This is a genomic window from Neptuniibacter sp. (assembly GCF_024231755.1).
In the GTDB taxonomy this organism is placed as follows: Bacteria; Pseudomonadota; Gammaproteobacteria; order Pseudomonadales; family Balneatricaceae; genus Neptuniibacter.
This window is the reverse complement of sequence record NZ_JAAEQH010000105.1, coordinates 1-26,633: the sequence shown is the minus strand read 5'-3', so window position 1 is coordinate 26,633 and position 26,633 is coordinate 1. Positions and strand designations below refer to the sequence as shown.

At 45.1% G+C, this 26,633-nt stretch carries 31 protein-coding genes; 17 read left to right on the top strand and 14 right to left on the bottom strand.

Annotation, left to right across the window (positions count from 1 at the left end; all coding sequences use genetic code 11):
• Positions 1–110 precede the first annotated feature (110 nt).
• Positions 111–587, bottom strand: coding sequence for a rhodanese-like domain-containing protein (locus tag GY843_RS05160; RefSeq protein ID WP_297307290.1), 477 nt, complete (start codon positions 585–587; stop codon positions 111–113).
• Between the two features lie 310 nt (positions 588–897).
• Here GY843_RS05160 and GY843_RS05155 point away from each other — a divergent pair, with 310 nt between their 5' ends.
• Genes GY843_RS05155 through GY843_RS05140 form a run of 4 tightly spaced genes read left to right on the top strand, consistent with a single transcriptional unit; the run spans position 898 to position 4,510 of the window.
• Positions 898–1,863 carry an ABC transporter substrate-binding protein gene (locus GY843_RS05155; protein WP_297307198.1) on the top strand — a complete coding sequence of 322 codons (966 nt, stop codon included), beginning with the start codon at positions 898–900 and terminating at the stop codon, positions 1,861–1,863.
• Positions 1,860–2,621 carry an ABC transporter permease gene (locus GY843_RS05150; RefSeq protein ID WP_297307196.1) on the top strand — a complete coding sequence of 254 codons (762 nt, stop codon included), beginning with the start codon at positions 1,860–1,862 and terminating at the stop codon, positions 2,619–2,621. Before GY843_RS05155 ends, GY843_RS05150 begins: the two co-directional genes overlap by 4 nt.
• The gene (locus GY843_RS05145) at positions 2,614–3,288 is read left to right on the top strand and encodes an ATP-binding cassette domain-containing protein (protein WP_297307195.1); all 675 of its coding nucleotides are present in this window, start codon (positions 2,614–2,616) and stop codon (positions 3,286–3,288) included. Before GY843_RS05150 ends, GY843_RS05145 begins: the two co-directional genes overlap by 8 nt.
• Positions 3,289–3,322: 34 nt before the next feature.
• Positions 3,323–4,510 (top strand): MFS transporter, encoded by a 1,188-nt coding sequence (locus tag GY843_RS05140; RefSeq protein WP_297307193.1) that lies wholly within the window; start codon positions 3,323–3,325, stop codon positions 4,508–4,510.
• A 47-nt stretch (positions 4,511–4,557) separates the two neighbouring features.
• Here GY843_RS05140 and GY843_RS05135 read toward each other — a convergent pair whose 3' ends face one another.
• From GY843_RS05135 to GY843_RS05120, 4 genes are all read right to left on the bottom strand, one after another.
• Positions 4,558–5,343 (bottom strand): ABC transporter permease, encoded by a 786-nt coding sequence (locus GY843_RS05135; protein ID WP_297307191.1) that lies wholly within the window; start codon positions 5,341–5,343, stop codon positions 4,558–4,560.
• Positions 5,340–6,080, bottom strand: coding sequence for an ABC transporter ATP-binding protein (locus GY843_RS05130; RefSeq protein WP_297307189.1), 741 nt, complete (start codon positions 6,078–6,080; stop codon positions 5,340–5,342). The genes GY843_RS05135 and GY843_RS05130 overlap by 4 nt, the downstream gene beginning before the upstream one ends.
• Positions 6,081–6,154: 74 nt before the next feature.
• Positions 6,155–7,129, bottom strand: a complete 975-nt coding sequence (locus GY843_RS05125) for a YVTN family beta-propeller repeat protein (protein WP_297307187.1) — start codon at positions 7,127–7,129, stop codon at positions 6,155–6,157.
• 22 nt (positions 7,130–7,151) lie between these two features.
• The gene (locus tag GY843_RS05120; RefSeq protein WP_297307185.1) at positions 7,152–8,321 is read right to left on the bottom strand and encodes an ABC transporter substrate-binding protein; all 1,170 of its coding nucleotides are present in this window, start codon (positions 8,319–8,321) and stop codon (positions 7,152–7,154) included.
• Between the two features lie 170 nt (positions 8,322–8,491).
• Between GY843_RS05120 and GY843_RS05115 the strand changes: the two genes are divergently transcribed.
• A complete protein-coding gene (locus GY843_RS05115; protein ID WP_297307184.1) occupies positions 8,492–8,929 on the top strand; it encodes a copper-binding protein in 438 nt (145 codons plus the stop codon).
• A 75-nt stretch (positions 8,930–9,004) separates the two neighbouring features.
• Here GY843_RS05115 and GY843_RS05110 read toward each other — a convergent pair whose 3' ends face one another.
• Positions 9,005–9,196, bottom strand: coding sequence for a hypothetical protein (locus GY843_RS05110; RefSeq protein ID WP_297307182.1), 192 nt, complete (start codon positions 9,194–9,196; stop codon positions 9,005–9,007).
• A 244-nt stretch (positions 9,197–9,440) separates the two neighbouring features.
• Between GY843_RS05110 and GY843_RS05105 the strand changes: the two genes are divergently transcribed.
• The 3 genes from GY843_RS05105 to GY843_RS05095 all read left to right on the top strand — a co-directional run bounded on the left by GY843_RS05105 (position 9,441) and on the right by GY843_RS05095 (position 12,196).
• A complete protein-coding gene (locus GY843_RS05105; RefSeq protein ID WP_297307180.1) occupies positions 9,441–10,085 on the top strand; it encodes a response regulator transcription factor in 645 nt (214 codons plus the stop codon).
• 146 nt (positions 10,086–10,231) lie between these two features.
• Positions 10,232–11,545 carry a sensor histidine kinase gene (locus GY843_RS05100; protein ID WP_297307178.1) on the top strand — a complete coding sequence of 438 codons (1,314 nt, stop codon included), beginning with the start codon at positions 10,232–10,234 and terminating at the stop codon, positions 11,543–11,545.
• 9 nt (positions 11,546–11,554) lie between these two features.
• Positions 11,555–12,196, top strand: a complete 642-nt coding sequence (locus GY843_RS05095) for a response regulator transcription factor (protein ID WP_297307176.1) — start codon at positions 11,555–11,557, stop codon at positions 12,194–12,196.
• 74 nt (positions 12,197–12,270) lie between these two features.
• On the opposite strand, the gene GY843_RS05090 is transcribed toward GY843_RS05095, so the two are convergent.
• Entirely contained in the window at positions 12,271–12,909 is a 639-nt protein-coding gene (locus tag GY843_RS05090) for a pentapeptide repeat-containing protein (protein ID WP_297307174.1), read from the bottom strand.
• A gap of 87 nt (positions 12,910–12,996) precedes the next feature.
• Entirely contained in the window at positions 12,997–14,826 is a 1,830-nt protein-coding gene (locus GY843_RS05085) for a PQQ-dependent methanol/ethanol family dehydrogenase (protein ID WP_297307172.1), read from the bottom strand.
• 481 nt (positions 14,827–15,307) lie between these two features.
• On the opposite strand from GY843_RS05085, the gene pedF reads away from it, so the two are divergent.
• From pedF to GY843_RS05050, 7 genes are all read left to right on the top strand, one after another.
• On the top strand, positions 15,308–15,751 hold the full coding sequence (pedF, locus tag GY843_RS05080; protein WP_297307288.1) for a cytochrome c-550 PedF: 444 nt from the start codon (positions 15,308–15,310) through the stop codon (positions 15,749–15,751).
• On the top strand, positions 15,744–16,661 hold the full coding sequence (locus GY843_RS05075) for an ABC transporter substrate-binding protein (RefSeq protein WP_297307170.1): 918 nt from the start codon (positions 15,744–15,746) through the stop codon (positions 16,659–16,661). Before pedF ends, GY843_RS05075 begins: the two co-directional genes overlap by 8 nt.
• Positions 16,662–16,715: 54 nt before the next feature.
• Positions 16,716–17,468, top strand: coding sequence for a quinoprotein dehydrogenase-associated SoxYZ-like carrier (locus GY843_RS05070; protein ID WP_297307168.1), 753 nt, complete (start codon positions 16,716–16,718; stop codon positions 17,466–17,468).
• Between the two features lie 10 nt (positions 17,469–17,478).
• Positions 17,479–18,402: a quinoprotein relay system zinc metallohydrolase 1 gene (locus GY843_RS05065; RefSeq protein ID WP_297307165.1), complete on the top strand. Its 924-nt coding sequence runs from the start codon at positions 17,479–17,481 to the stop codon at positions 18,400–18,402.
• Between the two features lie 509 nt (positions 18,403–18,911).
• Positions 18,912–19,226: a hypothetical protein gene (locus GY843_RS05060; protein ID WP_297307163.1), complete on the top strand. Its 315-nt coding sequence runs from the start codon at positions 18,912–18,914 to the stop codon at positions 19,224–19,226.
• 558 nt (positions 19,227–19,784) lie between these two features.
• Positions 19,785–21,536 carry a PQQ-dependent methanol/ethanol family dehydrogenase gene (locus tag GY843_RS05055; protein WP_297307161.1) on the top strand — a complete coding sequence of 584 codons (1,752 nt, stop codon included), beginning with the start codon at positions 19,785–19,787 and terminating at the stop codon, positions 21,534–21,536.
• 126 nt (positions 21,537–21,662) lie between these two features.
• Positions 21,663–22,070: a secondary thiamine-phosphate synthase enzyme YjbQ gene (locus tag GY843_RS05050; RefSeq protein ID WP_297307159.1), complete on the top strand. Its 408-nt coding sequence runs from the start codon at positions 21,663–21,665 to the stop codon at positions 22,068–22,070.
• Between the two features lie 66 nt (positions 22,071–22,136).
• Here the strand turns inward: GY843_RS05050 and GY843_RS05045 are convergent, their stop codons facing one another.
• The 6 genes from GY843_RS05045 to GY843_RS05020 all read right to left on the bottom strand — a co-directional run bounded on the left by GY843_RS05045 (position 22,137) and on the right by GY843_RS05020 (position 25,034).
• The gene (locus tag GY843_RS05045) at positions 22,137–22,694 is read right to left on the bottom strand and encodes a chemotaxis protein CheW (RefSeq protein ID WP_297307157.1); all 558 of its coding nucleotides are present in this window, start codon (positions 22,692–22,694) and stop codon (positions 22,137–22,139) included.
• Between the two features lie 174 nt (positions 22,695–22,868).
• The gene (locus GY843_RS05040) at positions 22,869–23,180 is read right to left on the bottom strand and encodes a TusE/DsrC/DsvC family sulfur relay protein (protein WP_297307155.1); all 312 of its coding nucleotides are present in this window, start codon (positions 23,178–23,180) and stop codon (positions 22,869–22,871) included.
• Positions 23,181–23,182: 2 nt separating this feature from the next.
• Positions 23,183–23,479: a sulfurtransferase complex subunit TusB gene (gene tusB, locus GY843_RS05035; RefSeq protein ID WP_297307152.1), complete on the bottom strand. Its 297-nt coding sequence runs from the start codon at positions 23,477–23,479 to the stop codon at positions 23,183–23,185.
• A 2-nt stretch (positions 23,480–23,481) separates the two neighbouring features.
• Entirely contained in the window at positions 23,482–23,847 is a 366-nt protein-coding gene (gene tusC, locus GY843_RS05030; protein WP_297307150.1) for a sulfurtransferase complex subunit TusC, read from the bottom strand.
• A 3-nt stretch (positions 23,848–23,850) separates the two neighbouring features.
• The gene (gene tusD, locus GY843_RS05025; RefSeq protein ID WP_297307148.1) at positions 23,851–24,243 is read right to left on the bottom strand and encodes a sulfurtransferase complex subunit TusD; all 393 of its coding nucleotides are present in this window, start codon (positions 24,241–24,243) and stop codon (positions 23,851–23,853) included.
• A 110-nt stretch (positions 24,244–24,353) separates the two neighbouring features.
• Positions 24,354–25,034 (bottom strand): Bax inhibitor-1/YccA family protein, encoded by a 681-nt coding sequence (locus GY843_RS05020; protein ID WP_297307146.1) that lies wholly within the window; start codon positions 25,032–25,034, stop codon positions 24,354–24,356.
• Between the two features lie 124 nt (positions 25,035–25,158).
• Here GY843_RS05020 and GY843_RS05015 point away from each other — a divergent pair, with 124 nt between their 5' ends.
• Together GY843_RS05015 and GY843_RS05010 are read left to right on the top strand one after the other, a co-directional pair.
• Entirely contained in the window at positions 25,159–25,959 is an 801-nt protein-coding gene (locus GY843_RS05015; protein ID WP_297307144.1) for a pseudouridine synthase, read from the top strand.
• A 22-nt stretch (positions 25,960–25,981) separates the two neighbouring features.
• A partial coding sequence (locus GY843_RS05010; protein ID WP_297307142.1) for a thioredoxin fold domain-containing protein occupies positions 25,982–26,633 on the top strand: 652 nt, incomplete at its 3' end.

Below are 26,633 nucleotides of genomic sequence, written 5' to 3'. Positions count from 1 at the left end.
TATTGGTGCCTGCCCGACATAAAACATCAGGCCAAATCTTTACTCATTCTGAGCACAAGACACTGTATATTGCTTTTAATACAGTATCATAAGTCTGCTCGTTGCAGGGGTTATTTTTGCTGCAGAGGGAATGACTCCGGTACAGCTATACTCGTTTCCTGCTCAAGTTGTAACCATTCATCGGTACCGTTACGGTACCAATACAGATTGGTGTAACCCCATTCGTTTGCGCGTTTAAGCGCATTCCATGACATCCAGCAATCCGCGCGACAATACAAAACAATCGGGTAGCCTTTGTCGCCATTTGTAGCGCGCTTCAAATGCTCCTGAAAATATTCGCTCCAGTCATTTTCAAGCTCACCCATTCCTACATTGGGTAACCAGATACTACCGGGAATATGCCTTCGCTCATTTTTTTGGATAAAAACATTGCTCCAAGGCAATGGTTGAACATCCAGTAGAGCCGGTTTTTGCGGCATATCCAATAGCGTTAGCAGGGCAGCTGTATCCAGCGTTTCTGCATGTTCACTATGCTTGGGGGTGGGGCTGCGGTAGTGATGAAGTCGGTAGCCCTCAAAAGAAAACAGCTCAAGGTCATCCTGATACTCTTCGAGCCAGTGCGGCTTCTTCTGCTCATCACTTTGCTCTTCATTACCTATTGCGTGAGTCGCAATTGATGTAAAAAGTAGTGAGGTGATCAGTGATCTGGTCAGGATGCTAATGGGCTTAATTCCTCTTGTTCTTTATAGGGTTCTATTACAACCTGCGAAAGTGTCAGCCAAAATTCTACCATCGAGCAAAAAAACAGGTACGAAAGTACTATTTTGACTCACAGGTCCTAAGCTTATTTTGAGTGTAGATTAAAAAAGATAATAACGCCCTCCAAGAAGGTTTTAAATGCGTCTTAAATTTCAGCGCTATCTCACTATTTTTACAGTGTTTTTTTCATGTTTTTCAGTGGCAGGTGAACTGCCGGATTTGCGCGTAGCTGCTTTGCAATCTGGTACGGTTAACTGGGAGTTGGCCCATCTCAAACAGCAGAAATTGGACCATAAAAACGGTTTTAATCTCATTATCGATAAAGTAGCTAGCCTTTCTGCTGCTCGATTAGGGTTAACCAGTGATAGCACAGACCTGATTGTTTCTGACTGGTTATGGGCAGGTAAACGCAATGCTGATGGAGAGAAACTTGGTTTTATCCCTTTCTCAAGTCAGATCGGCATGGTGATGAAAAAGCGCGGTATTGAGATCTCTGGTTACGAAGACCTTAAAGGCAAAAATATTGGCGTTGCTGGCGGCCCTATGAATAAAGGCTGGGTTCTGCTTCAAGCCGCGGCTAAAGAGTCTGGTATCGACCTCCAGCAGCAATCTAAAGTTCAATTTGGGGCTCCTCCGCTGTTAAACCAGGCATTGAAGCGAGGGCAGATAGATATACTTGTAACTTTCTGGCATTACGGTGCTCGCTTGGAAGTAGAGGCTTATGAATCCTGGGTTAGTCTGAAACAGATTATGTATGACCTGGGAATAAAGAGCCGCGTACCTATGCTGGGTTACCTATTTAAGCAGTCTTTATACTTAGAGAAAGAAAAGGCGCTTGAGGGGTTTGCTAGAGCGATTAGTCAGACAAAAGAGCAATTAAATACGAATGATGAGGCCTGGGAAACGCTTCGTCCAATCATGAAAGTGGATTCTGATGAGCTGTTCAAAGCTTATGTGTCGGGCTACAGGAATGGTATTCCAGGCCCTATCACGCCTGCTCAGGCAGAAGATGCAGCACGCTTCTACATTCTCATTGATAGTCTAAATAGCCACCCAACCGGTCAGACACTCGATAAGGCAATTTTTGTTGGACTTGATAGATGAGATTAAGCCATTTACGAGATCAGGTTACAGCGCTCTTTGTCGTCTTAATACTCTGGGTTATTGCCGCGCTGATTGTTAATAGCCCCTTGCTCCCTGGGCCCGGTGCTGTCGCTGAGTCGATCTACAAGGAGTGGTCTCAGGATCGTTTATTGCCAAATCTCTTGATGACCCTTCAGCGAGTGGTGATCAGCTTCGTTTGTGCCATGCTCCTTGGGGTCTTCATGGGAGTTATGATGGGGCGTTTCAGAACGGTAAATCGAATACTCGATCCGTTGCTGATTATGCTCCTGAATATTCCTGCGCTGGTTGTTATTATTCTGCTGTACATCTGGTTTGGTCTGGTTGAAGTTGCGGCAGTAGCAGCAGTCATAATAAACAAGATGCCAAATGTGGCTGTCACTCTACGTGAAGGCGCCCGAATGTTTGATCCTGATCTTGAGGAGATGGCGCAGGCTTACAAATTTAGTTTTAAGCAGAAACTTTTTGATCTGTGGTGGCCGCAGCTTTTTCCATACATGATGGTTGCAACCCGCGGTGGTTTAGCGCTGATATGGAAGATTGTTTTGGTTGTGGAGCTGCTGGGGCGGTCTGACGGTGTTGGCTTCCAACTGCATCTGGCTTTTCAGTTGTTTGATGTGGCAACGATTCTTGCGTATAGCTTTGCCTTTATTCTGGTTGTTCAGATGATTGAGTGGTTCATATTGCAGCCTTTAGAAAGGTATGCCACTCGCTGGCAGAAGGGGGATAGCCGTGTTTGAGTGGAGTATAAGTGGTCGCCAGTATGCAGGTCAGAGTGTTTTAGGAAGTTTAAATCTTGCGCTGGAGAGGGGGGAAACCCATTGTCTGGTCGGCGCTTCCGGTTGCGGTAAAACTACACTTCTGACAACACTGGCGGGCTTGGAATCTGGTGGTGATCTGAAGTGGAATGGAAAGACGCCGGAAATTGGCTACCTATTTCAGCAGCCTAGATTGCTTCCGTGGCGAACCTTAAAGCAAAATCTAATGTTGATTGAGCCTGATGAAGGGCGTGTATTAAGTATGCTTGAGGCGGTTAATCTAGTTGATTACACGGAATACTTTCCAACACGTATTTCATTGGGTATGGCGAGAAGGGCAGCGTTGGCTCGTTGTCTCTTGCTTGAACCAGATCTGGTTCTGATGGATGAGCCACTAGTATCTTTGGATGCCCCTACCGCAAAACAGATGCGTCAGTTGATTCAGAATCTGATCTGTAAAGATCCTGAGCGTTGTATGATCTATGTGACTCACGATCTCGATGAAGCGCTGGAGATAGGTGATAAAATTTCAGTGTTGGGAAACAGTCCATCCGAGATTGTTTACACCGCTAATGCAGATGACCTGTCGCGAGAGTCATTAGAAGAGATTTTACAGAAACAGTTTGATCAAGCTATTTCTTCTAATTAAAGCGGTTAAGCATAAAAGCAGTTAATATGCGGGAATGATTACGCGACCAAAACACATTCTCCCCTGTATCGTTCTGGCTCAGTTACTCGGTACCTCGACCTGGTTTGCTGGAAATGCAATTTTGCCGATACTCCAAAGTGAGTGGAGCCTTCCTGATAGTGCTGTTGCCCCGCTGACCAATTCGGTTCAGTTTGGATTTATTGTTGGTGCATTACTGTTCTCCTTGTTAGCGCTTGCAGATCGAATCTCACCAAGAATTCTGTTCTTTATTTGTTCATTGGGTAATGCGCTTTTCAATGTGCTGATTGTGCTTTGGGCCGATAGTTTCGATACGTTTCTCGTTCTGCGCTTTATGAGCGGCGTTATGCTAGCGGGTGTTTATCCGGTCGGAATGAAAATAGCTACTGGGTGGTATCCTGAAGGATTGGGTCGAGCCTTAGGCTTTCTAGTAGGAGCGCTCGCCGTGGGTACCGCTTCAGCGCATTTCTTTTCCTCTCTCAACTTGTCCGGTTGGCAGCCAGTTATTTACCTCGTAAGTTTGGCTGCATTATGTGGCGGCTTATTGGTTTTGTTGTTTGTGCCAGATGGGCCAGCTCTACACAAAGGTAAAGCGCTGAAGTTTAAGGAGCTGTTAGTTGCGTTACGTCACAAGCCTCTAAGAGCTTCAGCAGGTGGTTATTTTGGCCATATGTGGGAACTGTATGCGGTATTGGCTCTTGTGCCATACTGGCTTCTTGCTTGGCAGGATCAGCATGGAACTGAAATTAATATCTCTTTCTGGTCGTTTGTCATCATTGCGATGGGAGGACTTGGGTGCGTAACTGGTGGTTTCTGGTCGGGTCGCGTAGGTAGTCGAATTGTCGCTCAGACAATGCTGGTTTTATCAGGCTTATGCTGTTTGCTATCACCATTGGCTATGCAATTTTCGTTCGGCTTGATGTTACTTTTCTGGTGTGTCTGGGGGTTCACAGTCGTGGCCGATTCGCCCCAATTTTCGGCCCTGTCAGCTCAAACAGCACCCAAAGAGGTGGTTGGTAGTGCGCTGACGATGATCAATTCGATCGGTTTTACCATAACCATGGTTGCGGTACAGGTTACCGCTTTAATGCTGAATGTTATTCCGGTTGAGTGGATTATGCTGTTCTTAGCGCCTGGTCCAGTTCTGGGCATATGTAGCCTGATTTGGTTGAAGCGACTGCAGCAAGATATGGAAGAGAAGTGAAAATGAAGCCCCTTAAGTATTAATTAGGGGCTTCATTTTGGTAGTTTTTACCTACCAGATTTCTGTGGATTAAAGCCCATTACCGCCAGGGCAGTGAAAAATAGAGTGGTACCCGCTGTAATCATCAGAGCGTCACTGTCTAACTGCATATAGAGTGCGAATCTCACTAGCTCTACCGCATGAGTGAATGGGTTGAACATACAGATCCAGTACAGCCATTCGCTTGCTTCTTGCATCTTCCATAGCGGATATAACGCTGAGGAGAGGAAGAACATTGGGAAGATGACAAAGTTCATAACCCCTGCAAAGTTTTCTAGCTGCTTGATTCTCGTAGACAGGAACAACCCAAGAGAACTTAACAATAGTGCTACCAGCAGTAGTGCAGGCAGTACGGTGATGTAACCCATATAGGGTGGTTCAACCTCTACTAGAAGCGCAATTGCCAGAAAAGCGTATACCTGCGTCAATGAAATCAGAGCTGTTGCCATCATCTTACAAAGTAGGAGGTAAGGGCGCGGCAGAGGGCTCATTAGCAATACACGCATACTGCCCATCTCGCGGTCATACACCATGGATAAACTGCTTTGCATCCCGTTGAATAATAGGATCATGCAACATAATCCTGGAGCGATGTAGGTCTCATAAGTGATATAGGTATCGTAAGGCTCAATGATCGATATGCCCAGCGCAGCACGAAAGCCTGCGGCAAAGACGACAAGCCAGAGGAGAGGGCGTACTAGCGCGCTGAGAAAACGGGAACGTTGTTGTACAAAGCGTAAAAACTCACGGATCAGAATGCCTTTAAAACAGTGCCAGCCTGCTGCCATTTTCATGCTGGAGCCCCCATTTCAGGATTCTCCGTCAGAATATGAAAGGCATCTGTAAGGTTGTTTGCCCCTGACTGGTTAAGCAATTCTGAGGCTTTACCGTTAATTTTTACAGCACCTTTGTGTAGGAGAATCACAGGATCATCAGAGTTGATCTCTTCCATTAGATGGGTAGCCCAGAGCACAGTCAGATTATCCTCTTCACATAGCTTTCTTACATGTTGATTAAGTGAGCGGCGGGTTTGTGGATCCAGCCCCACTGTAGGCTCATCAAGCAGCATAATATCCGGTTGATGAAGCAGTGCGCGGGCAATCTCAACACGACGTCTGTGGCCGCCGTTGAGGCTGCGGACCTTATCATCCAGACGATCCTGCATCTCCATACGTGAGAGCTCAGTTTCTATGCGGGGTAGAGCGTTACGGCTTGAGATGCCATGAAGAGAGGCGTGGTAGAGCAGGTTCTGCTTAACGGTTAGATCCAGATCCAGAGTACTTTGTTGGAACACTACACCTAAACGTTGCATCAACTCAGCCGGTTGCAGCTTGATACTCTTCTCATCAATCGTGATCTCACCGCTCTGAAGCTGATATAGGCGGGTCAGTAGAGAAAATAGGGTTGATTTACCTGCGCCGTTTGGGCCAAGCAAGGCGTGAAAGCCGCCGGTATTCAGACTAAAGCTTACATCCTTAAGCGCTTGGCGTGGCCCATAGCTGAAACTGATATTTTCAACTGTGATGGTCATAGGTTTCCTTAGATAGATAAAGCTAAAGGCCCGCTAACGCGGGCCTGTCTTGAAATGATCTTATGATCACCAGCTTATTTCGGTTTAACAATAACACCCCAAGGGTAGCGGCCAACCTTGATGCTTTTAATTGCTTTCATCTTGCTGATATCAATTACTGAAACATCGCCGCTGATACCGTTAGTGGTAAGTAGAAGGCTTTGGTCCTCGTTGAAGTCCATATGCCATACACGACGGCCTACGAGGATATAGTCCTCGATTTCGTAAGTTTTAGCGTTTACCACAGCAACATGGTTAGAAGGGCCCAGTGCTACAAAAGCGTATTTTCCATCGTCAGACAGTTTCACGCCAACAGGTTGAATCCTGTCAGGGTGGACACCTTTGATTTCGAATTTTAGTTTCTGAAAAATCTTCCGTGTTGCCACATCGATCACAGAAACCGTGCCGCCGATTTCAGAACTTGCCCATAAGATTTTACTGTCTTTGCTAAATTCAACATGGCGAGGGCGCTGGTCTACCAGAGTGTTATCTACCAACTCATATGTCGAAGTATCAATCCAGTGCACCATATTGGTAGTTTCACTGGTATTTACTGCAATTTTCCCATCAGGGCTCACTGCCATGCCTTCAGGTTCTACACCAACGTCAATTTGTGCCAGAACTTCACTGGTTTCAGTATCAACGATGGTTACCAGTGCGTCATCTTCGTTAGAGATGTACAAGTGGCGATCATTTGGATGCAATGCAAACTGTTCAGGGTCTTCACCGGATGGTAGCTCTTTGATGATCTGCTTTGTCGCAAGGTCCATTACTTGCACAGTGTCAGAATCAGAGGCGCAAATGTACAGTTTAGAATAGTCCTTAGAGAATAAGATGCCGCGCGGACGTTCACCCACTTCAAGAGTTTCTGTGACTTCCATTCTATCGAGGTCAATGATCGAGATCGTGTCGTCTTTCTCGTTAGATACATAAGCCACTTCAGCAAATGCAGTAGGAGCAGTTAGCAGCAGTGCTGCAGCCAGTGGTTTTAGTGCTGTTTTCAATTTCATCTCTATTCCTTAGCTAACTGCTTTATTTAGCGCATTTGACTTCTGGTTTGTCGAAGCCAAGTGTATCAAGTTCATTTTTCGGGTGTAAAAAGCCTTCCTGTGGCGATTGAGACACCAGAGAGCGAGGATGGACTAGGGGAATAGGCTGGCGCAGTTGTCCGCTCCAGTCACGATAGTCCAGCTTACGGCCTTTAAATCCTGCCAGTTCAAACTGATCGGAACGGATGAAGTTGTTCACCGTATCGTAGTCAGCTTTGTTTGTTCGCGTTACAGCCTCAGCTACAGAGCGAACTGCAGCCCAAGCTGCGTAATCTTCGCTGATCATCCAGCGCTTTGCCAGCTTATCAAAACGGCTTTGCAGCTGCGCTGCTCCCCATTGTTCCACAACGCGGTGCCAGGCCACAGGTGTAAGTCCTTGTGTGCCGACAACTGGGCGAGGGTACCAAGTGTTATATAGTACGTATTCACCAAAATCACCGCGCTCATCTGCAACTAGAACAACATCATATTCTTTGGTTTGAGTGAAAAGAGGCATTTCGGCTTGAGCTGTTCGACGTAGGTCAGCATCAAATGTGAACTGCTTCTCTGCAACAATCTTCAGGCCAAAGCGTTTGGCTGCACGTTTAAAAGCCTGGCTATAGGCTTTGTCCTCAGCAGCAGGTCCTGTAAGAACAAGGACTTTATTCAGGCGTTTGGCTTTAAGCCATTGCGCTAGTGAATCGGTTAGCATTGCCCGGCTTGGTAGTGTGTGAAGTACATTGGATAAACATGCACTGCTTCTTAGTTTGTCGTCAGCACTACCTGCATTAAAAATGATGACATCTTTTGCAAGGGTAGAGGATAGTTGTTTGACCGTATCTGCTGGTGCATCAGTGACAAAAAAACGAATGCCTTGGGAGTATTGTTGCTGAGCTTCTTTGATCAGTTCCTGACCGGAATCAGCTTCTCCGGTTGTTAAAGTGTATTTCTGCTTTAGAAAGCGACCTGTGGTGTTGCTGTCTTTAATGCCAAGTTCTGCACCCATTAAGCCTGCGTTCTCAGGCTTAGGTAGGATATTAGAAAGTACTGGCCCGCTATCTACTTCCTGTTTAAGGAAGCCTATCTTGATTTCTAGCTGCTCTGAAGCTTGTGCAGAAAAAGTAAGACTACTGAGAAGCCCTGATAGCAGCATTTTGCGTACAACTGAATTCATTATTCTTTTAATCCAGATAATTTTGAACAAATTGCAGCATAGGTGGGTTTCTGTGAACTATGAATATGTAGAAAGTAGAAAACAAATGGTCCTGAAGTAGTATTCTTTTGCCTAGTTTGATCTTTAGCATGTAGCGGAACACTAAATAACAATATTCACAGAGGTGTGTAATGCGCGTATTAAAGAATCTGGCTGTTCTGGGCATGGCTGCAGCAATGGGTGTTAGCAGCACAATTGCTGTCGCAGAAGGTGACCTGACTCGCCGCCCGACTAAACTGCCAGAGCTGGTGCTGGGTACCGAAGATAATCGTTACCACATGTCTCAAAAAGAATATCATCTGGAAACTGGCAAATCTTATAAGCTGGAAATTGTTTCCAGCGGTCAGACTGAATATGCCCTGCAGGCTCCAGAATTCTTCGCATCTATTTTCCTGCGTAAAGTAGAAGCGGGTGACATGGAAATTAAAGCGGTTAGCCTTACCGAGTTGGAATTTGAACAGGAAGCTGAGGCTGAAATCTACTTTGTACCTATCAAGCCAGGTAAATTCGAATTTTACGCAGAAGGCCTGGAAGAGAAGGGTATGGAAGGCGTATTTATCGTTAAATAAGTCTGGAAATAGCTCACAAAAAAGCCCGGTACTTAGTTGTGCCGGGCTTTTTAGTTTGTAGCTTATAAGTTCCTGTCAGAACTGGTTTTGTAGAATCTTTTTGGCATCATTCAGGAGTTTTTCCGCTTCTGCTACAGCACTGTCTAATGAGTAGTTGTAGCGTTCTTCCGCTTCTTCTGCGTAGCTTTTTATTGATCCCCGTTGCGTTTTTAAAAATTGCTCGTAAGTGCTCGATATAGATTTATTGTTTTTATTGTGAACTTGCATTCTTTTTTCCATTAAAAAGGATGAAGACGCTACATACTTTAGTACAGGGAATTGGAACTGCAAACCTTTTTTTGTTGAGTTTAAGTGAGAGGAGCCTATTTTTTTACAGTAAGCCTTTTAAATCAATAGGTTAGTGTTTTGTGCTATGCGTCTCTGGAAAATATTTTTCATACAAAAGCTGTAAACAATTGCGACTTTCGATGGTAGGATGGCAACTCATGCCAATACCTTGCCTGGAGCAAAGATGAAGATACTTATCACTGATGATCATTCCGTTGTACGTCAGGGATATGCCAGCCTCCTACCAACTGTCCTCGATCAGTGTGAAATATACGAGGCGGCGAGTGGGGAGGAGTCTGTTGAAGAATACTTCCGAGAAAAGCCTGATCTAGTCATCATGGATATCAATTTGCCGGGTATCAGTGGAATTGAAGCCGCGACCCGGATTTTGCAGAAAGACAGCGATGCTAAAGTTCTTTTTTTTAGTATGCATGATGAAGCACCCGTGGTTAAGCAGGCACTTGATGCTGGAGGCATGGGATATATCACTAAATCGGGCTCACCACAGACGCTGCTTGAAGCAGTGACCAAGATCTCGAAAGGAGAGATCTTTATTGAATATGATCTGGTTATGAAGCTGGCGTTGAATAATCAGGATGTTTCAGATGATCGCTTGCGTGAGCTGACACAGCGAGAGTTTGAGGTGTTTGTGATGCTTGCTCGTGGCGAAAGCAATAGTCTGATCGCAGAAAAGCTATCAATCAGTTCTAAAACCGTATCCAACTACGTTACAACTCTTAAAAGTAAACTGGGTATATCATCGACAGCCGAGCTTGTTCATTTGGCTGTAGATGCGGGTGTAATCAAATTTGGCCCATCCGCAGACTAGCTGCCGTTACCACTGGGAAATTATTTATCTTTTCTGGGTGCAAACTTATACCGAAGATGTAGATTGTTTCGCCCCTTAGGGGGATTACCTCTCATATCTGACTCTTTGCATACTCTACGCTTGGCAGAAATTCCATGAGTATGTAAATGAACGCAGTTCTTCGTCTTAACCTTATCGTTTCTTTAATGTTTGTTGTTGCCCTTGTTGTAACAGTATTTGCAATGCTGGAGCAGGCGACTAAAGACATCAATCGTGAAGTGCTAACTAGTGTTAGCTTTAGTCACAAACTTCTAACCGCCGCATCTAATGACGACGAGTTACTGAGCGACATGCTTGGTGGCCATGCAAGACATGTCAGTCTGGATATAATCGAGTCTGGTGAGATGATGAGCAAGGGGCCGGGCTCAGATAGCCGTAATGAACGTGAAGAAGGTGATGATGATGTTCCTGACTGGTTTGTAGGCCTGATTCCGGGTCTTGAAGAGTTGGAAGAGAAACAGTATTTCCGCTATCTGGACAATGGCAAGGTGCTTAGGCTTCAGGCCGACAGCTCGGATGAAGTCGAAGAAGTGTGGGAATCTGTTCAGAGTATTTTCATGCTTTTTATTCTTAGTGCTCTGCTATCGAATATCGCAATCTACCTTGGGGTCCGGCATGGAATAAAGCCTGTAGCCCATTTTCTTGCAGCACTTGATGAAATTCAGCAGGGCCATTTCACTGCACGCTTAAAGCAGTATTCTATAAAGGAAATCAATGAGTTATCTAAACATTTTAATATGATGGCTTATGCTTTGGAGAAAGCAGAAGAAGATAATAAAAAATTAACCCATGAGTTGATGAAGATACGCGAGACTGAACGTGCCCATCTTGCGCGTGAGCTGCACGATGATCTTGGTCAGTACCTCACAGGTATCAAGGCGCAGGCTTATCTTGTTAACCAGACTACAGATAAACCTGAGCTTGTTGAGACTGTTGCTCAGCAGATATCTGATAACTGTGATGCAATGCAGGAGAGCTTTAGGCAATTAATACGAGACCTGCATCCAGTGATTCTGGAGCAGTTGGGGTTAAAACAGGCGGTGACTTCCTTAGTAGACAACTGGTCCCGTTCGCAAAATACAAAGGTCAGCATCTCGATTTGTGATGATCTTCCTTCCTTCAGTGATGAGAACAATACACATATCTATCGAATAGTGCAGGAAGCGCTACATAACATATCACGTCACTCTCAAGCTGATCATGTGTCGCTATTTATCGATCGCAGTGAAGGGCGTTTACTGATGCGTATTTCAGATAATGGCAGGGGCCTGTCTGGAGATATTCAGTCCGGATTGGGTATGAGATCAATGCGTGAAAGAGCGCGCTGTCTGGGCGGTACGCTTGAATTTATTGAATCTGAGGAGGGAGGCTGTTGTGTTTATGCCGTTTTGCCCTTGGCAGATGAAAAGATTGGGGAATAATGAAACCGTATGAAAATTTTAATTGTGGATGACCATGCTGTGGTCAGGCAGGGCTATGCCAGCTTACTTGCAACCGTGCTATCTCCCTGTGAGGTAAAAGAAGCGGGTAATGGTGATCAGGCATATAGTATGTGTCAGGAAGAAACGCCGGATGTTCTGATTATGGATGTAAATATGTCGGGTATCAGTGGTATTGAAGCAGCGCGAAGAATTCTTCAGCGTTTCCCGGATATAAATATTCTTTTCTTTAGCATGTATGACGAAGTGCCTGTGGTTACGCAGGCTCTTGATACAGGGGCGCGAGGCTATATCACTAAAAGCTGTACGCCAGATATTCTTATTGAGGCTGTTAAGAAGGTAGCTACAGGGCAGTTGTACGTAGAGCATGAGCTGGCTATGCGATTGGCTGTAAGTCGCCCTGAGCAGTCTGACCAGCGCCTGCGTGACATGACTCAGCGTGAGTTTGAGATCTTTGTAATGCTTGCAAGAGGCTTGAGTGTAAAGGATATCTCTGACGAGTTATGCATTAGTAACAAAACTGTATCTAACTACACTGCTATTCTGAAAAGTAAGCTTAATATTGGCTCTACAGCGGAGCTGGTTCATCTCGCGATTGAAACTGGTCTTGTTAAGGTAGGTAGTGCGAACTGATAGCTTGGTTTAATAAGCTAGCTTTTAAAAAGGGGATTCCGGGTGGTGAATCCCCTTTTTGGTTGTTCAAAAAATTAGTTTTTGGACCATCCAAATGGGCAGTTTTTACAGCCTTCCATATATGTTGCCTGGAAGGTCGCAAAGTGTTTCCTTACGCCTGTGAAATCGGCGTTTTCAAGGTTGGCGGCATTCAGCTTGGCTTCTTGTAGATTGGCATTCTTCAAATTAGCGCCAGTAAGGTCTACTTTGGTCATCCAGGCAATTTCTAAATTAGCAGCCTGAAGGTTTGCGTATTGCAGCTTGGCACCGCTGAAACGTGCAAAATTCAGGTTGGCTCCATGTAGATTGGCTTTATGGAAATTAGCGCCTTGTGCAAAGAGCGCCCAGCCATTTATCGCTTCCAGATTTGCGTTTTGTAATTTTGCTCCACGAACTGTCGCGTGGCGCATGTCTGCGCGGGCAAAATTAGTACCTTGGAGGTTTGCTTTTTCAAAATTGGTATTTTTTAGCTTGGCGTGACGTAGGTCAGCACCGCTCAAATTTGCGCCCGTGAGAATAGCGCCCGATAGATCGGCATTTCTCAGATTAGCGCCGCTAAGATCTGCATTTTCACATTTAGTTTCTGGTTCAATAACACAGCCATTGATAACTAAATCCGATGCTTGTGCAGCAAAAGGGGCGAGGGCGGCTGATAAAATAAGTAGTTTCTTCATTGTTTCTCCTGCAAAAAAACCGCATTCAAGCCAGGCTCAAATGCGGGTCTGTACTAAGTTAGCATTTAGCTGCTTAGTCTATGGCGCTTAGTGCTTAGGCAGTTTGAATACCCAGAAAGAACCACCCTGTGATACAGGCTTAGTCAGGTCAGCCATGTCGCCGCCCCAAAGTGGTACTGCACCACCGTAACCGCTTGCTAGGCCGATGTACTGCTCGCCATCTTCTTCCCAAGTGATTGGAGAAGAAACGATGCCGGAGCCAGTCTGGAACTTCCACAGCTCTTTACCAGTTTTAGCGTCGAATGCTTTGAAGTAGCCGTCGCCAGTACCAGTGAAGACCAGGTTACCTTTAGTTGCCAGTACGCCAGACCATAGTGGTAGTTTCTCTTTGTGAGACCATACGATCTTGCCAGTTTTCGGATCTACAGCGCGAAGAACACCTACGTGGTCATCGTACATTTTCTTGATACGGAAACCCTGACCTAGGTAAGCTGCACCACGCTTGTAGTGAACTTCTTCAGTCCAGTAATCTTCTTTCCAGTTGTTAGCGCCCAGGTAGAACAGACCAGTGTCCTGGCTGTAAGCCATAGGGTTCCAGTTTTTACCACCCAGGAATGGAGGGGAAACTTCGATAGATTTACCTTTCTTCTTACCTGGCTCTGGAGCTGGTGGGCGCTGGCCTTCAACTTCCATAGGGCGACCCGTTTTTGGATCGATACCTGTAGCCCAAGTAATGTTGTCTACGAATGGGAAACCACGGATGAAGTCACCGTTCTCGCGGTTAACAACGTAGAAGAAACCGTTACGGTCAGCGTGAGCTGTCGCTTTTACAGTTTTACCGTTGTCTTTGTATTCGAAAAGAACCAGTTCGTTGTTACCAGAGAAGTCCCAAGCATCGTTTGGCGTGTGCTGGTAGAACCACTTAACTTCACCCGTTGATGGATCAACAGCAACCTGACCAGAAGTGTACAGGCTATCGTAATCAGCTGGATCGCCGCCTGGTGCAGTACGTGCCCAGCCGTTCCATGGTGCAGGGTTACCAGCACCTACGATGATAGTGTTAGTTTCAACGTCGAAGCTAGCAGACTGCCATGGTGCACCACCGCCGTGGCTCCATGCTTCAACTTTACCAGTTGGAGAGTTTGGATCGTCAGGCCAAGAAGGGGCTTTTGGATCACCTGTTGGTGTGCTCTTCTTGCCATTCAGAGTGCCGTAGTGGCCTTCAACGAATGGACGCATCCAGATCTCTTCACCTGTCATAGGATCACGAGCGAACAGTTTACCTACAACACCGAATTCGTCACCAGAAGATCCATGAATCAGCATTACTTTGCCTGTTTTCTGATCTTTGATGATCGTAGGTGCACCAGTCATGGTGTAGCCTTCAGTGTGGTCTGCGAATTTCTTCTTCCAAACGCGCTTACCAGTTTTCTTATCCAGAGCTACGATTGCAGCATCGAGAGTACCCATGTAAACCAGGTCGCCGAAGATAGCTGCACCACGGTTTACTACGTCACAACATGGACGAATGTCTTCCGGTAGACGGTAAGAGTATGACCAGATTTTCTTACCAGTTTTTGCGTCTAGTGCCCACATGCGTGAGTAAGAACCAGTAACGTAGATAATGCCTTCGTGTACAAGAGCCTGCGTTTCCTGACCGCGCTGCTTCTCATCACCGAAAGAGAAAGACCATGCTGGAGTCAGTTTGCTAACGGTTTTAGTGTTGATTTCGTTCAGATCACTCCAACGCTGTGCTTTAGGGCCGATACCGTAACCCAGGACATCAGCAGGTGTCTTGGCGTCGTTCTGAATATCATTCCAAGTAACCGGCTTAGCCAGTGCTGTACCTGCTACAAGGCTCAAACCTATTGCTGCGCATAGAGGCTTAAGACCCAGTTTGTTTATTTTTTTTGTCATGTTTTAAATCCTGTTAAATAGGAACGTCTTTAGGTTGCGGGCTGTGCCACGCTGCATTCCATTCTCCGTTCATAGTGGGTTTGGCAACAACGGAATAACGCCTCGATAGCCAAGGCTAAATCCATGAAAGTGAGGGAAGAGATCCTGAGAGTATTAGGGCGAAAGCCCGTAGTAATCAGCCAGGATTAGTGCCTTGGTATAAGAGGTGTTGGTATTTTTTGATACTTTTGTGCTGCCGTGGGAGTAAATTGGTACCAAGGGAGTAGTTTTTGAAATCCAAAGTACAATTCTGGGGCATTTTGCACTCGCAATATCATATGGGGCATTCCTGCTGGAGTGGGTGGACTCTGGCTGTACCGGTTCTTCGGAAGGCATTGCTTAGGAAATCAACGGCGGTTGCTTAAGTGAGCATTCAGTTTTGCAGGATTAAAACTGAATTAAGGCTTTCGAGCACAGTATAAAAATTAAGTGGTGATAAATGATGTCTATTAACAAGAAACTTTTGGGTTTAACTACAGCTGGTATGCTGGCTGCTGCTCTTTCTGGTCAGGTTATGGCTCATGGCGATGTTGTGCCTCAGTCAATCGATATTACTGGTCTGAAGTTGCTGGGTGAAGAGTGGTTGGATGAGAACCCGTACACTGAAGATTACGAAAATCGCGCTCTGGCTGTAGAGATCGGTACTTCTGCCTACACTCAGAACTGTGCACGTTGTCACGGTCTGGATGCTATCTCTGGTGGTATCGCTCCTGACCTGCGTTACCTGGAGCCAGGTATCGAAGGTGACGAATGGTACAAGTACCGTGTAGTAAACGGTGCGGTACGTGACGGTCGTGTTTACATGCCTAAAATGGCTGAGCACCTGAGCCAGGAAGCGCTATGGGCAATCCGTGCATACCTGGAGACTGTTGCTGTTGATGAATAAGAAATTACTCCTCAGCACTATCCTTATTACTTGCGCCAGCCTGCTTAGCAGCCTGGCGCAAGCTCGTTATTACGACGACGTTATTGATAGTGGTTATATAAGAATTGGTTTTTATCGCGATTTTCCACCTTACTCGTTCATGCAGGATGGAAAGCCTGCGGGTATTGATGTAGAGGTAGGAAAGGCTATCGCTAAAAGTCTGGGCCTTGAATTTCGACCGCATTGGATTACGCCAGATGAAAATCTGGAAGATGATCTACGCAACAATGTCTGGAAAGGCCACTATCTGGACAAGGGCGAAGATAATCAGCTTAACCTAAAAAAGATAGCTGATGTGATGCTTCGCGTACCTTACGATCGTGACTACTCATACAAGATTGATGGTTATGGCCTCGCACTAAATGACATGGTTGTTATGTTTGGGCCGTATCACCAGGAAAGCTGGCAAGTTGCGTACGACAGCACCAAGCTGGACCATGTCTCCACAGTTGCAGTGTTTCAGTATCACCCAATAGGCGTAGAGATAGATAGCCTTCCAGCTATTTACCTGACATCGGCCTTTGGTGGACGTATGCGTGATAAAACTCATCACTACATGAATGCAGGCCTGGCTTTTAAGGGAATGGAAGCTGAAGAGGTCGATGCTGTCATGGCAATGCGTTCTGAAATCGATTGGCTGATCCAGAAAAGTGATCAGAATCGATACAAGTTGGGCGTAAACGGTTATCCAAATATGGGTAAGCAGAAGTGGGATATAGGAATGGCGGTTAAACATACCTATCGTCAGTTGGGTTATGCCGTCGGTGATATTGTTGAGAAGATGGTTGCTGATGGGCAAATGGAACAAATCTTTAACAGCTATGGTCTTAGATACGATAAGCCAGCGTTTTACCAGGATGTAAAGCAATAGCTGATTCAATACCTGATACCTCCTCATAACAATAAAATACAAGAGGGATGCAAAATGAAAAAGCAAGTTGCAGCTGTGCTTTTAGCTGCGTTAATACCTTTGGGTGCTCAGGCTACAGAGGTTGATCCACTAGAATCCCCGTTATGGAACTCTATGCGGCTGCTCTTCATCGGAGAGGATAAGTATGTTTTTGATGAGAGGGTTGTTGTTGAGGTCCCTGAATTTGCTGAAGACCCTACACAGGTACCCATCACCGTAAACGCTTCAGCCCTTTCCGGTAATATTGAAAAAATTGTCTCTTTCGCTGACCTAAATCCGATTCAGCATATCTTTACTTATTACCCGCATCCTGAAATTGTGCCGCGTGTTTCTTTGAGAATAAAAGTTCAGCAGGGCACGGCAATTCGTGCTGCTGTTTTAACAAAGGATGGTGTTTGGCATATCGGTGGTAGTTATCTTGATGCGGCCGGTGGAGGTTGCACCACGCCTAGTACTGGTAACGCAAACCCATACTGGGAAAGTCATCTAGGTGAAACCAAAAGTCGCTTCTTCCCAAGAGAAGAGGGTGGTCGTTACAAGTTTAAAGTAATCCATCCTATGGATACCGGGCTTGTTGATTCTATCCCAGAATTCTACATCGAACAGGTCGTTGTTCGATCAGAAGCAGGGAAGGACCTCGCTAAAATGGATCTTTCGCAACCAGTTAGTGAAAACCCTGTAATCACTTTTGATGTGCGTGATAAATCTCACAAATATAGTGTTTGGATGCGGGATAATGGTGCTAATGAGTTTGAGACGGCGCTTTAGGGGAAGGGGAATGCTTAAAAAAATTACACTCATCTTCACGGCATGTTTTTTTGCGGTTGCTGTTAATGCTGCACCATTAAGCTACAACCTTAAAGCGGAAAAAATCGCTGAAAATACCTGGATCTTCCAAGGTGTGCTTGAGGACTTTAGTAACAAAAATGGCGGTAATATCGTGAATACCGCTTTTATCGTTACTGAAGAAGGTGTTGTCGTTATTGATACAGGCCCTTCTGTTCGATATGGCAAGGCGATGCGTAAGGCTATTGAAGAGATTACAGATAAGCCCATAAAAGTTGTGTACAACACTCATCACCATCCAGATCATTTCCTGGGGAATCAAGCATTCAGTGATGTGGATATTCAGGCTCTACCGGAAACTGGAAAGCAGATAGCTATACATGGCGATGCATTTGCTACCAATTTATATCAAATGGTTGGTGACTGGATGCGCTCAACTGAAGTGTTTCTTCCATCGAATCCGGTAAAAGGTGATGAGTTAAAGCTTGGGACTCACAATCTTAAACTGATGGGGTATACCGGTCATACTGGTTCCGATTTGGTTATTCTCGACCAGAAAACAGGTGTGTTGTTTGCTTCAGATATGGTTTTTTATCAGCGAGCTCTGACAACTCCACATACACCAGGCCTGAATGTATGGTTGGATGAAATAGATAATTTACGCTCCATTAAATACTCTCTAGTGGTGCCAGGTCATGGGCCTTTAGTGACAGATGCAAGCGCTTTTGATCAGATGTCTTCATACTTGAGCTGGCTCGATCAAGTGTTAACTGAGTCCGCTAAAGCGGGTCTAAGTATGACGGAAGTAATGAAGCTGCCAATAAAGGATGAATTTAAGAATGTGGCTTTGAATCGTCGAGAATTTGCTCGCACTGTAGTGCACTTATACCCGAAGTATGAGGAAAAATACTTCTGATACGCGATATTAGTATTTATCCCTTCAACACAACCAAAAGGCTACATTGCGTAGCCTTTTGGTTATTAAAAGCTTCCTAAAAGGACTTAATAAATTAAAACAAAAGCATTGGTGCTCGTTCTTGCTTGTCTTTGTATTCCAGCACATGCAGGTATTCAGGACTATCAGATTATTCGCCTAATATCGATGAAGTCAGATTGCAGCCGAAAAAACCTTGAAAGAACAGACAATGAAAACGGAACAGTTTCTTTCTTTGCTGCATGCTCTAATGTCAGTCACTACCCAGATGGTGTAAAGGTTCTATGTGATGATCCGGACAATGAGCAAAGCTGCAAAATACTTACAGAATCAAAAAAATTTGAATATCTTAAGTTATTGCAAAATTAAAGATTATGAATAGATGCGCGTTAGTTGTTTTTCTTACTTCCATTATATCCTCTGCCAACTCACTTGCTTCGCCGCTTCCAATTGAGAAAGAAATTGATAAGTGCAGGTTGATAATTCAATCCATGCCTCGCTTAGAGTGTTATGACAAGTTGGATTTAGATGTTCTGCTGGACGAAAACCCACCTCGTTTCGCCGGAAAGCGCACTGTTAAAACTGAACTATTCTCGATTTCAGAGCCTACTGTGATTCGTTACCAGAGTGATGGCGCCATTTTTGTATTGGCTGTGCATGATAAGGCAGGTGAAGTCGTTCAGAATCTGCATATTGGGGGAGGGGGTGAAGATAGTTACCTGCTTGATGCCCCCGGTGACTACTTTCTTCGAGTCAATGGTTCGACTACCTGGCGAATATGGTTAGATAAGCCAGTTAATAATTAGATTAACCTTCTACCGAAAACAAGGGATTCGATTTTAGGATCCCTTGTCTCTGCTTTTTCTCTACTCAAATATCATCACAATTTAGTTATCGCCGATTGTGATGGATATTCTTGAAGCCATTAAGGCTTCGCTTTGGTGCTGAGTTTTTGGTTTTTTCCAGCATCTAGGCCTGCTAGGTGCTTGGCAATATTCCCGTGTTAGTTGGGCTCCCGGCGCTATGTGCTTAATTATTAATGAAGTTTATTCCCTGGGAATGCTGCTCAAAATTGCATGAATCTACTACTTAAGTATCTGTTTATGGTGGCTGGCTTGTTATTAAGTACTTTCTTGTCTACACCTATTTATATCCAATCGAGGAGTGAGATTTCTATCCTTAGTTACTTGAAAATCCCTTATATATCGGTGGTATAGCTGAAATTACTACCAAGGGAGTACAAAAGTAGTTCCGCTGTTTAATTGTTGAAAAAGCTGTAAAGAAAAACAATAGCGGGCATGGATCGGGAAAATTTCCCGGCTCACTCGAAAACGCTAATAAAAAAATCCGTAGAGGAGCGTACAATGAAAAAATTCGCACTGTCTGCCCTGGTTGCAGCTATGGCTGTTACAGGCACGGCACAAGCTGGTGTTACTGATAAAGATATCATTAACGACCAGATGACTACAGGCGACGTTGTGTCCAACGGCATGGGCCTTCGTGGCCAGCGCTATAGCCCAATGGACAAGATCAACACTGAAACCGTAAAAGATATGCGCCCAGTATGGGCTTTCTCTTTTGGTGGTGAGAAGCAGCGTGGTCAGGAATCTCAGCCAATGGTTAAAGACGGTGTAATGTACGTTACAGCGTCTTACTCTCGTGTATTTGCTGTTGACACTACTACTGGTGAAGAGCTGTGGGAATACAACGCTCGTCTACCAGACGGCATCATGCCTTGCTGTGACGTAATCAACCGTGGTGTTGCACTGTACGATGACCTGGTTATCTTCGGTACTCTGGACGCTAAACTGGTAGCTCTGGATGCTAAGACTGGTAAAGTTAAGTGGAAGAAAAAAGTAGAAGACTACAAAGCTGGTTATTCTATCACTGCTGCACCAATCGTTGTTAAAGGTAAAGTAATCACTGGTGTATCTGGTGGTGAATTCGGCATCATCGGTAAAGTAGAAGCTTACGATGCTAAGACTGGTAAGCTTGCTTGGACTCGTCCAACAGTTGAAGGTCACATGGGTTTCATCTGGAAAGATGGTAAAAAAATGGAAAACGGTATTTCCGGTGGTCAGGCAGGCAAAACATGGCCTGGTGATCTGTGGAAATCCGGTGGTGCAGCAACTTGGTTGGGCGGCACATACGATCCAGACGTAGATCTACTGTTCTTCGGTACTGGTAACCCTGCTCCATGGAACTCTCACCTGCGTCCTGGTGACAACCTGTTCTCCTCTTCTCGTGTAGCGATTGACCCAGATACTGGTAAGATCGTATGGCACTTCCAGACTACTCCACACGATGGTTGGGATTACGATGGTGTAAACGAGCTGGTTTCTTTCGACTACAAAGCTAACGGTAAAACAGTTAAAGCAGCAGCTACAGCTGACCGTAACGGCTTCATGTACGTCCTGAACCGCGAAAACGGTGACTTCATCCGTGGTTTCCCATTCGTAGATAAGATCACTTGGGCTAAAGGTCTGGATCCAAAAACAGGTCGTCCAATCTATGACGATTCTAACCGTCCAGGCAACCCAGCTGACTCTAAAGACGGCAAAAAAGGTAAGTCTGTTCTAGCAGTTCCTTCCTTCCTGGGTGGTAAAAACTGGATGCCAGTTTCATACAGTCAGGACACTGGTCTGTTCTATGTACCATCTAACGAATGGGCGATGGATATCTGGAACGAGCCAACTGCATACAAGAAAGGTGCAGCGTACCTGGGTGCAGGCTTCACTATCAAACCAATGAACGACGAGTACATCGGTGTTCTACGTGCGATGGATCCTAAGACTGGTAAAGAAGTATGGCGTAAAACTAACTACGCTCCTCTTTGGGGTGGTGCGCTGACAACTAAAGGTAACCTGGTATTCTACGGAACTCCAGAAGGTTACTTGCTGGGTCTGAACGCTAAGACTGGTGAAGAAGTTTATAAATTCAACACTGGTTCTGGTATCGTTGGCTCCCCAATTACTTGGGAGCAGGACGGCGAACAGTACCTGTCTGTAGTATCCGGTTGGGGTGGTGCAGTACCTCTATGGGGTGGTGAAGTAGCTAAACGTGTTAAGCACCTGAACCAGGGCGGCACAGTTTGGACTTTCAAACTACCTAAGTAAGTCTTAATGACTTCTGAGTCTCCTTTGTGAGACTCAACCTGTCCCATTTAAAAGCCAGCTTTCGAGCTGGCTTTTTTCGTTTTACAATTCTGTTTAGTTGTTCGTAGGTTCGTAGCGAGGGTTTATATGGTTGAGTTATTGCAGGTAAAAACGGGTGGTCAGGGGCTTTATGAATTTACCTCGCAGGTAGAAGGTTTGATAAATCGTTCTGGCGTAGCAGAGGGGCTCTGTACGCTCCTGATACAGCATACAAGTGCTAGCCTTACCATTCAGGAAAATGCCGATCCGAGTGCGCAGCATGACCTAGAGCGCTGGCTTAACCGTCTGGTACCAGAGAACGATCCGCTCTATACACATGTATTTGAAGGTGCAGATGATATGCCTGCGCATATCAAAAGTGCGCTGACCTCTACCTCGCTCTCGATACCTGTTCTGAATGGTCGATTATGCCTGGGAACCTGGCAGGGGATATTTTGTTGGGAGCATCGCCACAGTGGTTCGGTAAGAAAAGTGGCTGTACATATCGGCGACTAAGCTCGCTTTAGTTCTAGTAATAAAAAAGGCTGCATAAGCAGCCTTTTTTATTGTTAAGAGGGTAGATTAAAACCCATCGTCATCCATATCCATTGGGGTGATGCTCTGAAGCATCTTCAGAAGATCCAGTAAGATAATCAGGATGCCGTTGTAGTAGCATACTCCCTGAACGAAACGCTTCGTGGTTTCTTCGCCTGTTGCGCTTGGAGCGCGATCGATGTCGTTCTGAGGTAGGTTGATAACCTCATCAACACTATCTACAACCAAGCCAACAACTTCTTGCTCGTTGTACTCAACAACAATAATACGTGTGTCGTCGTCAGGTGTATGAGGCATCAGGCCGAACATCTGACGGGTATCGATAACTGTTACTACGTTACCACGCAGATTGATAATTCCCTGAATGAAGTAATCAGATCCTGGTACGGGAGTGATTTCGCTGTAACGCAGCACTTCCTTAACCTGAACTACGTCAACTCCATAAAGCTCGTTATCCACCTTAAAGGTAGCCCACTGGTGGTAGACAACTTCCTCTTGGTTGCTGCGCTTGCTTTCTGCTTCGCTATGAATCGCTTGCTCTGCTTGCAAAGCTTTTAGATGTTCAGCTGCTGCTTCTAGACCCATTACGTTCTACCCATCTGAATTTACAACATGTTAAGCAGTCGTATAGATAACTACTCATAATTAACCTGAGTATCCCATAGCTTGGATGCTATTGAAAACCCTGGAATTATTTTTTAAAGCATAGACCACACTGAGTGTTGATGAAACTCAAAACTGCTCTAATTTCTGGATTATTTACAGGCAATTATCGGGTTTTGGCAAGCCGGCGATTTTCGCAACGAGTTTAGCTGGGCTGCCAGGGAAGAGTTTCATTAGATATATGCTCTTGCCTTTATCTTTGCCTAGCTTAATTGACACTGCTTTCACTAAAGGGCGCATGGCCGGTGAGTGCTCAAAGTTAGTATAGAATTCACGAATCACTTCGATGATTTCCCAATGAGCGGGTGTAAGCTCAATGTTTTCTTGCTCGGCTAATAACGCTGCAACCTCTTCAGACCAGTCGTTCAGATTGCGCAGGTAACCTTCATCATCTAATTCAATGTTCATTTCTAGAACCAACTCACGGTTTTGCTGTTATCACAGCAGAGTTGTACAAAGCCTTTGTCATCAATCAGTGTGATTATGCTCGGGGTTTTGCTGGACAGTCCTCGAGCCTCTATATCAGGAGATAGCGCATACAGTTGTACTGACTTAGGAAGAGAGCCGAAAACAGCTACATGAGCTTCCAGTACGAAATAGGCGGCATCTTCCATCATCAGAATAGAGTCGTTTTCCGAGACTGCCTGAAGCATATCCTTTATGACGCCGGTGTTGCTGGGTGATTTGTTTAAAATATGTAAAGTCATAATCAAAAAGTCAGTACAGTGTCATGGGATTGAATCAGCTTCGCGATTTCAGTGCTATTAACCACTTGCGCAGGAAGGCTTAAGTCGGATAAATCCAACTCTTTATCGTTCGCAGAGGTTTCTGAGATATAGATCTGATCAATATCGTACATCGGCAGAGAGGATAGCAGGGCCTGCAGGTTTTTCTGGGCGATCGCTCCAGGGTTTTGGTCATTGAGAAGCTGATATACACCGTCATCGGTATATAGCAAAGATACGGGCATCTCGAAAATCGAACAGGTTAGCGCAACGTCGAGTGCCTCTCTGGCATTGCTGCTACCGTATGGGGCTGTACGATTGATAATAAGAACTGATTTTTTTTCACTCATACATTAGCCTCCAAAAGTAATCACGCGATCAGAAATGGCAATTGCTTCTGCCAGTTGACCTAGACCAGAAAGTTCGAATGTATTCTGAAGGTTCGAGGCCGGTTTTTCGTAACGCTTGGCTTCATTCTCATCTATGACGCCACGCTTGACCGCTGCAGCGATGCACACAACGAGATCCAGCTTGTGCTTATCTGCGAGAGCGCTCCATTGATCGGGTATGTTGTTTTCATCCTGTGGTGGTGAAACGAGTTGGTTAGCGGCTAATACGCCATCTGAGTAGAAGAACACACGAAACAGCTCGTGACCTTCTTCCAGTAGTGCTTCAGCAAAACGATAAGCAGTGGTTGTTGACTGCCGGGAAAAAGGGGAGGACTGAATGATGATGGAAAATTTCATTGCTTGTTCACTAACGTTGCTTGCAAAAGCCAAGATAGAATTTGAGTTCATATAAATAAAAAAGCCCCGCCATCTTAACAGAAAGCGGGGCTTTTCTTTAAAACTGATTCTTAGTCGTCGCTCATGAAACCCAGCAGGCTCATAAGATGGATGAACAGGTTGTAGATATTTAGGTACAGGCTAACTGTTGCCATAATGTAGTTTGTGTAAACACCGTTAACAATATTGCTGGTGTCATACAAAATCATGCCGCACATTAGTAGTACAATCAGTCCAGAAAATGCCAAATGAAGAGCTGGCATATGAATTCCAAACAGTGGAAGTACGAAAAGAGCAACCATGGCTACCAGGGCTACGATCATCCCTGCTGACAAGAACCCGCCCATAAAGCTGAAATCTTTTTTCGATGTAAGCACGTAAGCAGACAGGCCAAAGAAAGTCAGAGCGGTCATGGCGAATGCTGTAGTGACAATCTCACCACCATTAGCAAGGCCTAAATAGCGATTGATAACAGCGCCAAGGCCAAACCCCATCAAGCCCGTGAAAGCAAAAACTAGTGGAAGTGCTGCTGCGCTGTTCTGTTTCTTATTGAGAATGAAGAGCATCACGAAGCCTAGAATGACAGCTCCTAAGTAAGCAATCATCGGTGCTTGCACAAGCATCGCAATGCCAGCAGTTACCGCGCTCACAACCATTGTCATTGCCAGTAGCATATAAGTGTTGCGAATTACTTTGTTCGTCTGAAGAACCGATTGCTCAGAACGAACGTCGTAAGTATTAACGTTACGCATATTATCCTCGAAAGAATTTCCTTGTTATTTATTACCCTTATATATAAGCATTTTACTCGGTTTTTCAATGTGAGATGCTTATAATTTAAGCTTTATAACCACACACATGCCCTGCGCTTGATATATGAATGAGTTAAATATCCTCTTTGAAGATGAACATCTGATAGCTGTAAACAAACCTTCTGGATTGCTTGTACACCCTAGTTGGATCGCTCCCCGGGGTACACCGAACCTCGCATCGATGCTGAAAAAGTATTTTGAAGGTGGTAGTCCTTATACAATTCATCGCTTGGATCGACCAACTTCTGGCGTTATTTTATTCGGCAAAAACAAAGAGATAGCACAGAAAATGAATGTTGTTTTTGCAGAAAGAAAAGTGGATAAAACTTACCTTTGCATGGTGCGTGGGTACACCCCGGAACAGGATGTGATCGATTATCCACTCAAAGAGCAGCTGGATAAAATTGCAGATAAACATGCCGATCAAGATAAGCCTGCACAGGATGCGGTAAGTCACTACAAGCGGTTGGCAACTGTGGAAATAGATATGCCTGTGAGCCGCTACGAGAAATCACGTTACTCGCTGGTTGAGGTTAAACCTCAGACTGGCCGCAAACACCAGATCCGTCGTCATATGAAACATATCTTTCACCCGATAGCAGGTGATACTAAGCATGGCGATAACAAGCATAATAAGGCGCTTAGGGAGCGTTATGAGCTGCAGCGTTTAATGCTAATGGCCAGTCATATTAGCTTTGAACACCCGATTACTGGTGAAACTCTATCAGTAACAGCTCCTGTGGATGCTTACACTGACCAGCTCTTTACGAACTTTGGTTGGCAAGGGCTTTTCCCGGCAAGTTTTAAGGACGAGCTAATAGAAGGTTGTCGAACCGTGTTTCTGCAACCAAAATTAGAGAGTTGATCAGCAAAGAGGCAGGCCGCAGATGAAGACCGTTGCTTATATATTCTCCCTGATAGTTCTCCTGAGTAGTATTGGGCTCAAAGCTGAAGAGACTCGGCTGCTTGAGTACTCAGGTAGTGTGATTGAATCCCCTTACTGGTTCAAAGACAGTTTCCTAGAGTTAACAGATGATATCGAAGAGGCAAAGGAAGAGGGTAAGAAGCTGATCCTTTACTTCCACCAGGCTGGCTGCCCTTACTGTTACAATCTGGTACAGCAAAGCCTTCTTGATCCAATTCTTGGGCAGTACATCCAGGAAAACTTTGATCTGATCGCCTTGAATCTCTGGGGAGATCGTGAAGTGACACTTCCCGACGGATCCGTTCTTAGTGAAAAAGAGCTGGCGATCAAATGGAAAGTTCAATACACGCCAACACTTGTTTTTTATACTGATTCTGATGAGCCTTTCCTGCGAATTGATGGCTACCGTAGTAAAGAGATGTTGGCCAAAATTCTTGATTACGTCGTTTCTGGAGATGCTGAAACATCTCTTGCGCAGTCACTTATCAATAAAGAAATTGACGGTGAACTCTATCCCTCTGTGTCATTTCAAAGCAGCAATAATCTAAGTGGCTTGGAGGAAGGGAAGCCTCTGGCGGTTCTATTCGAATATCCCGGCTGCGAAGATTGTAATC